Source organism: Sphaerisporangium sp. NPDC005289, from assembly GCF_040607455.1.
Taxonomy (GTDB): Bacteria; Actinomycetota; Actinomycetes; order Streptosporangiales; family Streptosporangiaceae; genus Sphaerisporangium; species Sphaerisporangium rhizosphaerae.
Genome location: NZ_JBEXGS010000004.1, coordinates 415,168 through 432,110 on the forward strand (window position 1 = coordinate 415,168; position 16,943 = coordinate 432,110).

2 protein-coding genes are annotated in these 16,943 nt (G+C 73.0%); both read left to right on the top strand.

What is annotated here, in order from left to right:
* Positions 1 to 351 precede the first annotated feature (351 nt).
* Positions 352 to 14,808: a hemopexin repeat-containing protein gene (locus tag ABZT47_RS10345; protein ID WP_354838423.1), complete on the top strand. Its 14,457-nt coding sequence runs from the start codon at positions 352 to 354 to the stop codon at positions 14,806 to 14,808.
* A gap of 27 nt (positions 14,809 to 14,835) precedes the next feature.
* Positions 14,836 to 16,920, top strand: a complete 2,085-nt coding sequence (locus ABZT47_RS10350; protein ID WP_354838426.1) for a hypothetical protein — start codon at positions 14,836 to 14,838, stop codon at positions 16,918 to 16,920.
* Positions 16,921 to 16,943: the final 23 nt, after the last annotated feature.

The window sequence follows — 16,943 nt, forward strand, 5'->3', positions numbered from 1 at the left end:
GGTGGCGACCTTCGCGGGCGCCGGTCCGTGGGGAAGCACGGTGGCGATGGCCCGTGACCTGCCGGGTGTACGCCTTCGGGCAGGCGCTCCTCGTAATACGACATATGAGGTTAAAGCTGGTTATTTTCGGTTGTCGGCGCCGGACGGTTGGCTTTACCTGTTTTGTTGAGTCCGGATCTGTTTCGTTCCAAGGCGTTGAGTGCAAGTATGGCCGGGCGGAGCAGAGACGGACCGTCTTCGCCGATCGCCGTGCCATGTGATCTCGCGCGCCCTCGTGCGAGATTCGACGGCTCGATCCGCCATGCCCCGGGGCACCTATCTCGCTTCATCGGATCCGAGCTGGAGGATCTCTTGCGCGAAGACGGCTCATTGCCGAGCTACGACCGGCTCTTCGGCGAACTGGACTTCGGGGAGCAGGAGGAGCCGGGGTCGGTCACCTCGCCCGCGGCCTACCTGACCGACCTGCTCCAACTCGTGGAGGACAACTTCGAGGAGCCGTCGCTGCTCGAACGGCGGCCGGGGCTGAAGCGGGTCCTCCTCGACCATGCGGGCACCTACACCGAGGTCCCGTACCTGGACATCGTCAACGAGGTGCTGGCGAGGTTCCTCACGGCGGACGCGTCCGCGGACCCGGACCCGACCTCGGCTCCGGGTACGTCCGCAGGTCCGGGTACGTCCGCGGGTACGGACATGTCCGCGGATCCGGATACGACCGTGGGCCCGGACACGTCCGGAGGGCCGGGCATGTCCGCGGACGCGGACACGGCGGGTATGGGCGCGGGCGCGGGTACGGACGCGGACGCAGGTACGGACGCGGAAGCAGGTATGGGCGCGGACGCGGGTACGGGCGCGGACGCGGAGCCCGCGACGCAGGCGGAGGTGGAGGCGGAGGCCTTCGCGCGGTTGCGTGAGCTGCGGTTTCCGTTCGACAAGCCGTTCTCGTTGCAGGACGAGCGATTCCGGGCGTACCTGCGCCGGTTCGAGATCGCCCCCGAGGAGTTCTACCGCGCGTTCGCGGCGCGGGTCAGCGCCGACGTGGTCGCCCGCGAGTACCTGGGCCTCACGCCCGAGGACGCCGCGATCGTGACGACCGTGCTCTCCGGCGAGGCCGCCGTCCAGGAGTGCTACGGCCTCGGCGACAAGCCGCTGACCGCGTTGCAGGACGTCGACCGGTTCCGCCGGGCCACCATGCTCACCGCCGCGGAGCTGCGGGACCTGCTGTTCCAGAACCTCCTCCCGCTCGCCCGCCCGCCGCACGCCGAGGCGTCCGCCTTCTTCGTCAACCAGGGCGGCACCCCCGTGAGCGTGGACGCGGAGGGACGGCGGCTGGTGTGGGGAACCGGGGAGACGCCCGTGCCCTGGGAGTGGTTCGAGAGAACGCGCCGTTTCGTGCGCCTCGCGCGCAGGACCGGCCTGTCGATCGCCGACCTGGACGTGGTGCTCAGAACCTGCTGCGGCAACCGCATCGACCCGGCCGCCCTGCGCGTGCTCGCCGCGGTGGTGTACCTGCACCGGACCCACGACCTGCCGGTGGACGTGGTCTGCGCCCTCGCCGCCCCGATGGACACCACGGGCATCCGGGACGGCGCCGACCCCCGCGACCTGTTCACCCGCACCTACAACGACGTCATGACCGGTCCGGGCGGCCAGGAGGACGGCCTGGTCTGGCCATGGCCGGACGCGCCGCCGGCGGGGCGGGCGCTGCGGTGCGCGGGTGACATTCTCGCGCCGCGCAACGCCGCCTACCGCCGCCGCCTGGCGAGCGGCCTGTCGGTCGGCGAGAGCGACCTGGTGGAGATCGTCGTCCGCTACCGCCGCAGGTACGCGGGCACGCCGCTGGAGCCCGGTCCGTTCGACCGCGAGGAGATCGGTCTGGCGGCGCTGTCGCTGCTGCACCGGGTCACCCGGCTGAGCGCGGCGCTCGGCCTTTCCACCGGCGAGTTCTTCGGCGTGCTCGCGGCCGTGGAGGCCGATCCCGCGCCGCGGCCGCAGGGCTACACGCCCTTCCGCGGGCTGCCGCTGGACGACGATCCGGGCACCCGCGACTGCCATCGCATCCTGGAGGCCGGGGACGCCGGCGCGAGCCTGTGGCTGGCCCGGACGCTCTCCGGCGTCGCCGAGTGGATGCGGGCCGACGGGTTCGGCGTCGAGGACCTGGGCGCGGTCATGGGCGGTCCGGTGGCTCTGAGCGGCGGCGATCCGCTGTCCACCGGCGATCCGCTGTCCACCGGCCTGGATGGGCGTGCGGGCGTGGACGCGGCGTCGAGGGCGGACGGGGCGTCGGCGGCGGGCGGGGACGGTACGGGCCGGGCGGGCGAGGGCGCGGTCCCCGCCGACGACGGGACCGACGCGGTCGCCGCGGACCTGGGCCGGGAGTTCCAGAGCGTGGCGTTCGGACCCGGCTCCTTCGTCTCCGACCGGTTCGGGGAGCGGGCGTCCCAGGTCATCCAGGACGTGCTGACCGCCTACGACGGCGTGGTGTCGCCGGGTGACGACCGGGTGCTCCGATTCGACCGTGCCGAGGCGGAGCCGGCGGCCTACGACGCGCTGACCGACCTCGCCGTGCTCACCGAGGAGGACTTCCTGGACCTCGGCCTCGACCAGAGGCTGACCGGGAAGATCTACGCCGATCTCGTCACCGCCGGCTACCTGCGGGCCAACGGCGAACTGGTGCCGGACAGGCTTCCGGGTGCGGGGGAGGAGCTGCGCCTGACGCGCGACTTCACCCCGCACCGCCGCGCGCTCTACGACGTGATCGCCCGCCTGTGCGGCGCACCGGCGCCCGGCACGGACGCGGGCACGGACGCGGGCACGGACGGGGACGCGGACACGGCAACGGACCCGGACGCGGGGGATGACCGGCCGGATGACGACGAAGCGGCGGGGACGGCGGCGCTGTACCCGTCCGATCTGGTCTCGCTGGGACTCGGGCCTGACGAGCGGGCCGAGCTGTACGACAACCTCGTCTTCAACGGTTACCTCGACGCCGAAGGCGAGATCCTCTGGCCCGCGCCGTTCACGAAGGAGGACCCGCAGGACTCCGACGTCGAGCTGCTCGTCGTCAACGCCGACCTCGGGGACGTCGCCCCCGCCGTGCTCGGACGGCTGCGTGAGCGGGTCGAGCGGTTCCACGGCGGACGGCTCGTCCTGGACCCCGCCGTCTTCGCGGCGCTCCCGCTGACCGAGATCCAGGTCGGCGCGCTGGTGGAGGCGCTGCGCTTCAACGAGTACCTCGACCGGGACGGCGCGTACCGCGACAAGGCGGCCCTGCTCGCCGCCGGCGCCGACGACCTGGCGCTGCCCCCCGAGTTCCACCCGCACCGCGGGGCCGTGCTGTCGGCGATGCGCGGCCAGGTCGAGGACTTCAGGGCGGAGCTGTGCACGTTCGTCGCCGAGGACTTCCAGGACATCGCCGACGAGGCGGTCGCCGGGCGGGTCCTGGCCGACCTCGACGGCGCCTTCACCGACGACGGCCTCATGCGGGTGGACGCGACGATGAGGGCACTGGCCGACTCGTCGGGCTCGGCCTTACTGGGAGCGTGGTTCACCGACGCGGAGACGGCCATGGTGGCCGGCCGCGTCTCCGCGATCCTCGCCGAGCAGCGGCCGTACCGGCTCGACCTCGTGGCGCTCGCGGCGCTGGACTTCGACGAGCGCGAGCGCGCCCGGCTGGTGGACATGCTCGTCGGGGCGGGGGACCTGAACCGGGCGCTGGCCGTCCCCCTCGAACGGCTCGGGTACTTCGGCGACGCGGGCAACGTGCTGCACTACACGGTCGCGGGCCTGGAGGACTACGCCAAGGACCTGTTCTACCTGCTGCACGCGGTGGCGATCGAGGTGTCGGCCGGGATGGCGGAGATCGTCGCGACCCTCGGCGCGCTCGCCGACCGGCAGCGGACGCTGGTGTCCTCGCTGCTGCAGGACGCCCTCGGCGTGCCCGCGGACACCGTCGCCGCCATCTGCGCGGGCGTCACCGGCGGCGCGGCGCAGACCATGGAGGTGCTGGTGGTGCCCGCGCTCGCCGCGGAGGACGCCGCCGCGGACGACGGCCTCCCGGGCGCGGCGGAGGCGGCCGGCGCGGTGGGCCCGCGCTTCCGGCGCGCCTACCGGCGGATCCGCGGGTTCGCCGTGCTCGCGGCCAAGCTCGGCCTGGACGCGGCGGAGGTGCTGGTGGCCTTCCGCGATCAGGACCTGGTGGGCGGGTACCCCGAGCCGCTGGCGCTGCCGCCCGGCGCCGGCCGTTTCGACGCCCTGCTGGAGACCGCCGACGGCGGCGTCCTGCTGTTCCTGGGCGACGCCTACTGGGCCTACTCGACGGGGACCTACGCCTTGACCGATCCCCGGCCGCGGCCGCTCACCGAGCTGTCGGACCGGTTCGCCGGCCTGCGGAGCGTGGACGCCGCCTTCACCGTCGCCGGCGCCGAGTGGATCGTCGGACGGTGGAGCGACGGCGCCTCGCGGACGTTCGTCAGGGAGCACGGCAGCGCCCGCTGGGTGGAGCGCGACCGGGTGTGGGGGAAGGTCGAGAACGCCTTCGACGACCCCGAGCGCGTGGACGCGGCGTTCGTGGACGAGGAGGGCAGGGCCTACCTGTTCCGCGGCGACCAGTACGTGCGCTACTCCGGCGCCGACTACACCGTCGTGGACGAGGGGTACCCGCGGAGCATCGGCGAATGGTGGGAGGGCGAGGACCGGCGAACCCCGCTGCCCGCGCCGTTCCGCCGGTCGATCGACGCCGGGTTCCGGCACCGGGACGGCGCGGTCCACCTGTTCAGCGGCGACCGCTTCGTCACCGTCGGCGACGCGGCCGACCGTCCCATCGCCGGCACCTGGGGCAGGGTGCGCAACACGCTCGCGGGCGCGGAGCGGGTGGACGCGGCGTACGCGGACGCCTCGGGCGCGGTGTACCTGTTCGCCGGCGACCAGGTGATGGAGTACGCCGACAGCATCGAGAACGACGGCGTCCTGGCCGTCGAGGGGTACCCGCTGCGCATCGAGACGCGTTTCCCCGGCGCTCCGGTCGCGTTCGAGGGCGGGCTGGAGGCCGCCTTCGCGACCGGGGACGGCGCGGTCCACCTGTTCAAGGACGGCAGGACCGTCGCCCTCCCGCCCACCCCCGGAACAGGGGGCGGCGCCGGCGGGGAGCAGGGCCGCTGGGGGGCCGCCGACCAGGTGGTGCCGGTGGCCGGGCGCTGGGGCGTGCTGTCCGACGTGCTGTCCAGCGGCGCCGTGGAGTCGGTGTTCGTCGGGATGGACGGCCGGACCTACCTGTTCAGCGGCGAGCGGTACCTGCGGTACTCGACCTCCGACTACTCGGTCGTCGACCAGGGATACCCGCGCCGCATCGAGCCCGACTGGGGCGGGCTGCGCAGGGTGGACGCCTCGTTCGTCCTGGACCGCAAGACCTACCTGTTCGGCCTGCCCGGGCGGCTGTTCGACCTGCCGCTCGACCCTGAGGACGCCTCGGCCGCCGAGGCCGAACTGGCCGCCGGCCGCGTCCCGCGGGCGCTGCGCCGCCGCCTCGCCGAGCACGGTCTCCCTCTCGCGGACGACGCCCGGCCCGTTCCTGCGGGCGGGGGCGGTGCCTGGAGGGTGACCACCGAGCAGGGCATCGGGGTGGAGGTCCGTCGTGAGGGCGACCGGCTGGCCGTGCACGGCGGCCCCGGCGACGAGACCTCGTTCTACGTCCGCTACTCCACCCGGGACTATTCGACGCCCGACCCCGGCCACCCCCGTCCGCTGACCGACGACTGGTGGAACCTGCCGTCGAGCCTTTCCGGCGACCCGAGGTTCACCAGGGTCGACGCCGTGTTCACCGGCCGCGACGAGCTGACGTACCTGTTCTCCGGCGACCGGTTCGTGGTGTTCGACAGCAGGCGCCGCTGGTGGTCGGAGGTGCGCACGCTGCGCGAGGACTGGGACGGTCTCCCGTTCGAGCGGGTGGACGCCGCGTTCGTCGGCAAGGACGGCAAGACTTACCTGTTCTCCGGCCGCCGGTACGTCAGGTACTCGACCGCGGACTACACCCGCGTCGACGACCGCTACCCGGCGTCGGTCACGCCGTTCTGGGGCAACGTCGTCAACGCCCTCGCGCGCACGGGCCGGGTCGACGCGACGCTGGTGGCGGACTCGACCGAGGTCGTGGACGGCGTGGAGGTCGTGCGCACCCACACCTACCTGTTCTCCGGCGACCAGTACGTCCGCTACGAGGGCGAGGACTACTCGGCGGTGCAGGACGGCTACCCGCGCCCGGTCGCCGCCCTCGCGCAGGAGCCCCGGCTGCGGAACCTGCACGTGCCGCTGGCGGGAGGCATCGACGCCGCGTTCGCCGACCGGCGCAACGTGTACCTGTTCAAGGACGGCAGCTGCCACGTCGTCTCCGACGGCCTCTACCGGCGCCACACCCACCTCGACCTGGCCGGGGTCACCTGCGCCTTCATCGAGGACGGCCGGGTGGTCGCGCAGGGACCGGACGGCTGGCGCCACCTGGGCGCGCTGGAGGGGACCGTGGCGACCTCGTCGCCCACGCGGCCGAGGACGCTGCGCGCCGTCCCGCCCGAGTACCGCACGGGCCTTTCCGCGGTGCTGCGGGGCGCCGACGGCACCACCTACCTGTTCAAGGGATCGTCCTGCTACAACGTCCGGCTGGGACGCGACCACCCCCTCGCCGAGGAGTGGGGGTGGCCGCGCGACAACATCCACCAGCGCGGCATCGTGGACGCCGCGTTCGTCGGCCGGGACGGGAACACCTACCTGTTCAGCGGCGACCAGTTCGTCACCTACCCCGCCGCCCCGGGCACCTCGGGCGCCTCCGGCGGCTCTCGCACCTCGGACGCCTCGGAGGCGGGCCGGCCGCGTCCGGTGGCCGAGCACTGGGCGGGGCTGTCGAACGTGGCGCTGGCCTACGTGCGCGACGGCAGGACCTACCTGTTCGAGCGGCCCGGCCCCGACGGGCGGACCCGCCACGTCGTCTACTCCGGCGCGGACTACCGGAGCCCCGACCCCGGGTACCCGCGCCCCGCCGACGCCGGCTTCTGGGACATCCCGCAGGCCTACCGCGCCGAGGGGTTCACCTTCCCCGACGCCGTGCTGTTCGAGGGGAGCACCATGCTCCTGCTGCGCGGCGACGAGTGCCTGCAGTACGACCAGGTGGCCGGCGTGTGGTCCTACCCCCGTCCGATCGAGCGCGTCTGGCGGGGCTACGGCCGGGACCTTCGGCCGGGCGAGGTGCTGCGGACGGCCTTCACCGCCGGCGACGGCGCCACGTACTTCTTCTTCACCGGTCGCTACACCGCCTACCGCGACGGCGCCTTCTCGCCCATGGAGCCGACCAGGGAGCGGTGGAGCGGCTCCCGCGGCCTGTTCGGCGCCGCCGGCGCGCACGGTTCCCCGGCCGGGTCGCCGGTCTCCGAGGCCCCTGCCGGGTCGGCCTCCGGCTCCTCGGGCGGGTCGGTCTCCGGCTCGCCGGACGGGGACGGCGCCGGCCAGGTGGAGGACGTGGCACGGGTGGACGCCGCGTTCGTGTACCGGGGCTCGACGACGTTCCTGTTCTCCGGCGACCGGTACGTGCGCTACACCGGCGCCGAGTACCGCTACGCCGACCCCGGCTACCCCAAGCCGATCATCGGCGAGCTGCGCAAGGAGGAGGCGTTCGCCAACCTGCCCGAGTCGTTCGACGACGTGCTGATCGACCGCCTCGCCGCCGGCCACGACCGGCTGGTCGAGGCGGTGGTCGCCAACCGGCGCACCGTTTACCTGTTCGTCGGCGGCGAATGCCACGCGGTGTCGGACGCCGTCGCCGTCACCTACGACCTGGGGTTCGCCGGCCGGGTGCGCAACGCGCTGGCCGAGCGCGGCCGGGTGGACGCGGCGCTGGTCGCCGGCGGGCGGGCCTTCCTGTTCTCCGACGACCAGTACGTGCGCTACTCCGGCACCGACCTGGCCTTCGCCGACGAGGGGTACCCGCGGACGATCGCCGCCGCGCTGCCTGCCGAGCTGGGGGTCGCGGCGCTGCCCGAGGAGTTCCACGACGGCATCGACGCGGCGTTCACCGGCGCCGACGGGCACCTCTACCTGTTCAAGGGCAAGAAGTACCTGCGCGCCGACGACCCGGCCACCGCCGACGACGGCGCCGCCACCCCGGCGACGGACGCCGCCCCCGCGGACGCCGGGGGCGGACGGGCCGAGCCGGTCGCGGGGCAGGCGCCAGGGCCGGTCGCGGGGCAGGTGTCAGGGCCGGTCGCGCGGCCGGTCGCCGGGACGTGGGGCCGGCTGCGCAACGCGTTCGCCGACGGGCCGCCCGGGGTGGACGCCGCGTTCGCCACCCCGGACGGCGAGCTGTACGCCTTCCGCGGCGACCAGTACGCCCGTTACGCCCCCGGTGACCTGGATCGGGTCGAGCAGGGACACCCCCGCGCCATCCGGAACGCCTGGGGCGACCTGCCGGCGTCCTTCGAGGCGGGCATCGACGGGGCGTTCGTCTTCGAGGGCCGCACCTACCTCGCCAAGGGCGACCAGTACGTGCGCTACTCCGGTACGGCCGCCGAGGCGAGCCGGCACGGCGCCGGCGGAGCCGGCCAGGCGACGACGAGCGGCGCGGGCGGAGCCGGCCGGGCGACGAGCGGCGCCGGTCCGGGGAGCCCGGGCGGGGCCGGACGGTACGGCGTCGTGGACCGCACCTATCCGCAGGCGTTCGCGCGACGCTGGTCCGCCGCGGCGGACTACCGGCTGGACGACGTCGCCACGATCGCCCGCTTCGCCGCCCTGGCCCGCGAGCACCCGGGCGGCGACGGCGGGCTGGCCGCCCAGCTCGGCGCGGGGCCCGTCCCCGTCCAGGACCCCTACCGGGGCCTGGCCGCGCTGTTCGGCTGGGACGCCGAGGAGCTGAGGTGGGTCAAGCGGCACCGTGACCTGCTGCCGGACGCGCCGCGGCCCGGCGACCGGCTGGAGATCGAGTTCGTCCTCCAGCTCGCCGAGCTGTTCCTGCTCACCGGACGGTTGGGCCTCGGCCCGTCCGCGGTGTACGCCGACATCTGGTCGCGGGTCTACGGCGAGCACGAGTCGGCGGCCGAGCGCGAGTCGGCGGCCAGGCGCGCGGCGGAGCTGGAGCGCGCCGCGTCCGCCCTGTACGGGCTGCTCGCGCGGGCGCACGGGCCGCAGGAGTGGGCCGAGCTGTCGCGGCAGGTGCACGACGAGCTGAACCTGCTCAAGCGGGACGCTCTGGTCTCGGCCGCGCTCGCCGCCGCCCCCGGGCGGCGGACCTCGCGCGAGCTGTTCGAACACCTGCTGATCGACGTGGACATGGGCGCCCGCGGCACGACCTCGCGGGTCAAGGAGGCCATCGCGGCCGTCCAGCTCTACCTGCACCGCTACCTGCTGGACCTGGAGCCGGTCACCGTGTATTCGGGCCTGGCCGCCGAGCAGGTCCGCGCGCGGATCAAGGCCCTGTGGGGCTGGATGCGCAACTACCGCACGTGGGAGGCCAACCGCGAGGTCTTCCTGTACCCGGAGAACTACCTGCGGCCGGAGCTGCGCGACACCAAGACCCCGGCCTTCCAGGAGCTGGAGAAGGACCTGCTCCAGGGGGAGATCACCGGCGACGGGGTGCAGCGCGCCTACAAGCGCTACCTGGACGAGTACACCGAGGTGTCGCGCCTGGCGATCGCGGGCGGCTACGTCTACGTGCCCGATGGCGCCGGGCGGGGCACGCGCGGCCTGGTGCTGTTCGGCCGTACCAGGACCGCCCCGCTGCGGTTCTACTACCGGCGCGCCGAGTTCCGCGAGGGCGTCCGGCTCTCCACGACCTGGGGGCCGTGGCTGAAGATCGACCTGCGCATCGACGCGGAGAAGGTCTATCCGATCCACGCCTTCGACCGGGTGTTCGTCTTCTGGGTGGGCGTGGAGGCGGTCGTCCCGCAGAACACCTCGAACACGGCGATCACGGCCACGCGCGTGGGCGACAAGCAGACGGTCACCGCGCCCCCCGGTCCGCAACGTGTGAAGATCTTCTACTCCTTCTGCAACCTGAACCAGGAGTGGGTCCCTCCGCAGGTCGTCGGGTCGGCGGACATCCTGTGGAGCGGCGCGCCGCCGGACCTCCCGCTGTCGGTGTGGTCGGCGCCGCTGCCCGGTCAGGATCCCGGCGACGAGCACGACGCCATCCTCGTCTCGTGCGCCCTGCCCACCGCGCCCGGCGCGGTGTCCTTCGCGCTCACCCCCGAGCTGTACGCCGTCCCGGTCACCGGGCTGACGGCGCAGACGGGCAGGCCGGGCGAGGTCGCCGACATCCTGGCGCCCGAGGAGGCCGAAGCCGTCGGGGCGGGGGCGATCGTGCGGTTCAACCGGCCGGCCTCCTCGCCCGACCGGCACTGGCTGAGCGTCGACCACAAGGGCGGCAGCTTCCTCATCAGGCCGATCATCCCGGCCCCGGCCGAAGAGACGCGCCTGACCATGCTGCGCGGCAACAAGGACAAGCTGCCCGCGTGGGACCGCGTCGACGCCGCGTTCGAGTTGGCCGACGGCACCCGATACTTCTTCGGTAACAAGAGCGGCCGCTACGTCAAGATCGCCCGTGGCCGTACGCGGGCCAAATCGGATCTGCCCATCGCCGGCGACTGGGGCAGGCCGCCGGAGAACCTCACCACGACCGGTGTCGTGGACGCCGTGCTGGTGCGCGCCCGGCACGTCTACCTGTTCTCCGGCGATGAGTACGTCCGCTGCACGGGGGATGCCCCCATCGGGCCGCCCGACCCGGGCTTCCCTCAGCACATGCGCGACAACAGCGACAACCTGCCCAAATGGTCCGCGGTGGACGCCGCGTTCACCGCGCCGGACGGCACCGAGTACTTCTTCTCCAAGGAGCGCGGCGGGTACGCCATGTCCGGCTCGCTGGAGACCGTCCGGCCGATGTGGGAGCGCTGGACCCCGCCCCGCGACCTCGCCGACGGCGGCGACGACATGGCCTTCACCGTCGACCACCTGGACGCCGCCTTCGTCCGCGACGGCCGCACCTACATGATCTACGGTGACCGCTACCTGCGGTACACGCTCGCCGGGGACGACGGCAGGCAGCGGCTCGACGAGGGCTATCCGAAGACGCTCGCCGGCAATCCCGACGGCCTGCCCACCTGGAGCCCCGTCGGCGCGGCCCTGGTCACCCCCGCCTTCTCCTGCTTCTTCGACAACACCGCGCAGACCTACGAACTGCGCGTGGGGAACGGCGAGCCGGGGACGTACGAGACCCGCGACCTCGGCAGCCGCTGGCGCACCGTCGACGCGGCCTACGTCGAGGACGGCGCGCTGTACGTGACCAGCGGCACGGAGTACGCCCGCTACACCCTCGGCCGGAACGGCGCCCCCTCGGGCGTCACCGACCAGGGGTATCCGCGTTCGATGGCCCGGCCGGTGAACGCGGTGTTCCGCCAGTCCGGCCACCGGTACGTCTTCAGCGGCGACTCCTACGCCGTCTGGGAACCCGGGCGGGACCTCGACGCGGTCACCGCGTACACGCCGATCGCCGGGAACTGGGGCGAGCTGCCCGACGGCGTGGAGACCGGCCTGACCGGGGCGCTGGACACCACGGCGGAGCTGTTCCTGTTCATGGGCGACCGGTACGTGCGCTACGCCAAGGACGCCGAGGTGGCCGTCCCCTACGAGTACGCCACGCTGCCGCAGGAGATCGTGCGCCTGACCACCAGCACCGCGTTCGTGCTGAACCGGCGGCTGCTGGCCGGCGGGGTGGCGGCGCTGCTCGCCCCCGAGTCCCAGGAGACCGACGAGCTGCCCGCCTTCGGGACCGGCGCGACCGGGCCCACGACCGTGCGGGTGCGCGCGGACAAGGTCACCCCCGAACGACTGCCCACCAGCTCCTACCTGGACTTCCAGAGCAGCAACAGCGTCTACTACTGGGAGATCTTCTTCCACGCGCCGCTGCTCATCGCGCAGGCGCTCAACGGCGCCCAGCGGTTCGAGGACGCGCGCCGCTGGTACGAGTACATCTTCGACCCCACCGACCCCTCCGCCTACTGGCGGTTCCTGCCGTTCCTCGCGATCGACCCGCGGGCGCTCGCCGACGGCTGCGCCGGCGACCTGGCCGAACTGCGGCGGCTCGGCGCCGAGGTGTCCCGGGCGGAGGCGGAGCTCGGCCCGGAACTGGACCGGCTGAGGTCGCTGGCGGCGGCGTTCCAGGAGCGGGCGTTGGAGGACGACGACGTCGACCACCTCAGGGACCTGGCCACCCGCGACTTCGACGACGCGCTGGACGAGGTCACCGGCGCCGAGACGCCCCGGGCGCGGGCGGTGCTGGCCGAACTGCGCGAGCGCGTCGCGCTGATCGGGGGCTTGCGGCGGCAGTACGACCTGGTGGGCGACAACGGGCGGCTGCTCGCCGCCTACCGGGAGGACCCGTTCGACCCGCACGCCATCGCCGCGCTGCGCCCGGTGGCCTACCGCCGCGCGGTCGTCATGGCCTACGTCGACAACCTGCTCGACTGGGGGGACATGCTGTTCCGCCAGTACACGGCCGAGAGCGTGGACGAGGCGCGGATGCTCTACATCCTGGCCCACGACCTGCTCGGAGACCGTCCCGGCCGCCTGCGCCCGGCCATCGGCACCGGGTCGGCGCGCAGCTACGCCGACCTGGAGCGCGAAGAGCGCCTGCCGGAGCTCACCGGGGGCGGCGAGATGCTCACCGGGCCCGGGGCGGTGCACGCCGGAGTGGCCGACCCGTACTTCACCATCCCCGGCAACGCCGTGTTCGCCGAATACTGGACGCGGGTCGAGGACCGGCTGCTGAAGATCAGGCAGTCGCTGGACATCATGGGCGTCAGCCGTCCCGTGCCGCTGTTCGACCCGCCGATCGACCCGGCCGCCCTGGTGAGCGCCGTCGCCGGCGGCGCCGCGCCGGACGCGGCCGCCGCCGCGCCGCCCGTCCCGGTGCCCGAGCACCGGTTCGCGGTGCTCCTGCGCAGGTCCCAGGAGCTGGTGGACAAGCTGCGCTCATTCGGCGACGCCCTGCTCGGCGTGCTGGAGCGGCGCGACTCCGAGGAGCTCACCCTGCTGCAGGCCCGGCAGGAGACCGTGATCCTCGGCCTGGCCCGCGCCGTCAAGCAGGCGCAGGTGGAGGCCGCCGAGGAGAGCAAGCGCGAGGCGGAGGCCGGGCGGACCGCCGTCAACACGCGGCTGTCGCACTACCAGCAGCTCGTGGACGACGGCATGTCGCAGGTCCAGCGGGCGCAGATCGGCCTCATGACGCTGGCCGCCGCGACCCACCTGGCCGCCGGCGGGCTCAAGCTCGGCTCCTCCATCGCGCACGGCGTCCCGCAGGTGCTGTTCGGTCCGTTCATCGTCGGCACCGAGTACGGCGGCAAGCAGATCGGCAAGGCGCTGGACAAGGCCGCGGAGGTCCCCGAGCAGTTCGGCGAGTCGTTCAGCCTCCTGGGCGAGCTGCTCGGCGTGGTCTCGGAGTACCAGCGCTCCGAGCAGGACTGGCGGTTCCAGATCGACCTGGCCCGCAACGACCTGGCGCAGGCGGAGCACCAGGTGACGAGCGCGGAGCACGCGCTGACCGCCGCGCAGCGCGATTTGGACGTCCAGACGCAGGAGATCGCCAACCAGCAGGCGGTCACCGCGTTCCTCAAGGACAAGTTCTCCGGCGCCGACCTCTACCAGTGGATGGCCGGCCGCCTGTCGGGCCTGTACTTCCAGGCCTACGGGATGGCCTACGAGATGGCGCGCGCCGCCGAACGGGCCTACCGGTTCGAGCGGGGCGTCCCCGACGGGCCCGCCTACATCAAGCCGCTGTACTGGGACAGCCGCCGCGCCGGGCTGACGGCCGGCGACGGCCTCGGCATGGACCTCGACATGCTCGCCAACGCCTACCTCGCGGCCGACACCCGCGACCTGGAGATCGTCAAGCGGATGTCGCTGCTGGCCCTGGACCCGTCGGCCATGCTGCGCCTGGCGAACACCGGCCGTTGCGAGTTCGCGCTCACCGAGGCGCTGTTCGACCGCGACTTCCCCGGGCACTACCGCCGCCAGATCAGGACGGTGGGGCTGTCGTTCGAGGACGAGGGCGGCGGCCGTCCCGACCTGAATGCGACGCTGACCCAACTCGGCCACAAGACCGTGCTGGACGCCGACGCCAAGGCCGTCAAGCACCTGCTCGACCCCAAGGGCGCGCCCCCGGCCACGGTGCGCGCCGACTGGCGGGCCGGCCGGCAGATCGCCGTCTCCCACGTCGAGGACGGCGCCGACGGCGACGGGCTGTTCGAGCTGCGCTACGACGACGACCGCTACCTGCCCTTCGAGGGCACCGGCGCGGTGTCCACCTGGAGCCTCGCGCTGTCGGGCGCCCGCCCGGCCTCCCTGCGGGACGTCGTGATCACCGTCAGGTACACCGCCAGGAACGGCGGCGAGGTCTTCGCCAACGCGGTCAAGGGCATGCTGCGGCCCTACCCGGCCGCGCGGTTCCTCGACCTCGCCCGGGACTTCCCCGACCAGTGGCAGGAGTTCACCGCCGGCGACGCCCCGTCGCTGGTGCTGCCGGTCACCACCGACCTGCTGCCGGGCCTGGCCGACCCGCGCGTCACCGGCGTGCAGGCCGTGCTCGACGTCGCCGGCGACGCGCCCGTGCGCCTGACGCTCGGCGCCGGCCGCGCGTTCCCGCTGCCCGGCGGCGCGTACGTGCCGACGCCGGGCCTGCGGGCCGCCGCCCCCGGCGGCCCCGGCTGGACGCTCACCCTCGAAGGCGACAAGGCGGCGATACGGAACATCGGGCTGGTGCTCACCTACAAGGCCGGAACGCACTAGCCGTCCCGGCGGACAGGAGATCGGGCGATGGGCAAGAAAAAGGACAAGTCGCGCAAGAAAGCCCGCAAGAGCGGCACGAGCACCGACTCCGGCTCCGACTCCTCCAAGGAGAAGGCGCCGCCGCGCAAGAACCCGTCGGACGACGAGGCCCGGGAGACCGGTTCCGCCATGGAGGAGTCGCAAGCCGAGGAAGGCGGCAGCGACGACGACAACTACGAGATCGGCTCGGACTACGATGACTTCGTCCGGCGCTCCCCCCGGCCCGCTTCGCCGTCCGTGCGCCGCTCCAGCAGCGACAACGACGACCGGCCGGTCGCCCAGACCGGCGGCACGCTGGTTCGGACCAAGCAGCAACAGGTGGTGCGCGCGCCCGCGCCCGCCCCGGCGCTGCCCGCCTCCCGCGTGCCGGACCTGGTCGCGTACCTGACGAGCCTCCCGCGCGACCTGGCCGCCCACCTCCTCTCGTTCGTGAACTTCACGGACCTGCTGAACGTGCGCGCGCTGAACCAGCAGGCGAAGAAGCTCGTGGACGGCCTGTCGCCCGGGCTGACGCCCAAGGCGCTGGGGCCCTTGGACCTGCGGCAGTTCTGGATCCGCGTTGTCCGCAGGGTCGTGCCCGGAACCTCGCCGCTGTACGTGCTGTCGGTCGCCCGCGAGATGCCCGCCCCGGCCGACCCGAAGTTGTGGCGCGACATCGGCGAGTTCCTCCGGGTGCCCTACACCGAGATGCCGGAGATCGTGGCGGAGCTGGCCTGGCAGCGCGGCGAGGCCGACGACGAGGCCATCCTCAACGAGGTCAGGGAGCTGGCCGCGGAGGCCGGTGGGGACCCCGATGAGGTGCTTGAGCGGTACGAGAACGCCATCGTGTCGCCGAACCCCCTGACCCTGCTCAAAGGAGCCCGCACCGACCCGGGCACGGCGGAGACGGGAAGGGTCCCCGGCGCCGAGGAGCGCCGGCTCAAGGCGGCGGTGCACGAGCGGTTGCGGCTCAGGCACGCGGCTCAGGCGGAGGAGGCCGCGGCGGCCGGCGGCGGCAGGGAGTACCGTGCCGAGCTGCTCAAGGGGAAGAAGAATAAGAGGGAGAAATTGACCTCCGAGCAACGGTCGCTCGACCGGCTCGCCTGGGTTCTGCAGCACCTGCAGGACAGCAGGGAGTGCGTCGCCGTGGCCAGCGCCGGGAATGAGCTGAGGCTGTGGGCCAACACCCCCGACGACGAGATGGCCCGCGATCTGAACGATCTCCTCGAGGTGGCGCGCGCGCAGACCGCCGGCGCCGAGGAGGATCTGAACGACCAGCTCCAGGGCATGTGGAACCTGCTGCGCCAGTCCGGCCTTGACGTGCGGGACGGCGAGCCCACCCTTCAGCAGTGGAAGGCGGCCGAGCGGCGCCTGCGCAAGACCATCACCTTCCTCGCCGAACTCGAGGCGACCTGGGGAAAGGTCCAGACGAGCGCGCAGACCCTCCAGTTCCTGGACGGCAAGGTGCACGCCGAGGTCCAGTTCGCCGACGACCTGCTGAGGCTGCGAGCCGAACTGAAAGCGAAGATGGCGACCCTCCCGGAGGACCAGCGGGCGGCCTACCAGGAGCGGCTGCGCCTGATCGACGAGGCGCGCGTCGCGGTCGGCATCTCCAAACTGTGCTGCCTGAAGTGCTACCTGGCGATCGGGGCGGTGATCTCGGTCGAGAAGCTCTCCATCACCATCTCCGGCACCCACTACCGCACCTACGACTGGCCCATGCCCCCGTCGCTGGCCTCCTCCGAACCCCTGCTCCGGGCCTACCTCAATCTGCCGGCCAAGCCCACGAAGGCCGCGGACAAGGAACTCGACGCCGCGCTCAAGGACCCCGCCAAGCGGGCCGTGATCGTCAAGGCGATCAACACCTACATCGTGGACGGCTACCTGACCCCCAACGGTTACATCTCCAGCGAGGACGAGGGCGGGCTGGAGCTCACCTTGCACACGCGACCATTCGAGCCTCCGGCCGACGATGAGCCTGAGGAGTCGATCGAGGCGAACCAGGACGAGCCGGTGGCGCCGGCCGATGAGGAGAGAGAGGAGTCCTCCGGCGGGGAGGAGGTCGTCCAGCCCCCGAAGAAGCGCAAACTCTGAAGAACCCGGGCCCGCCGTCCGGT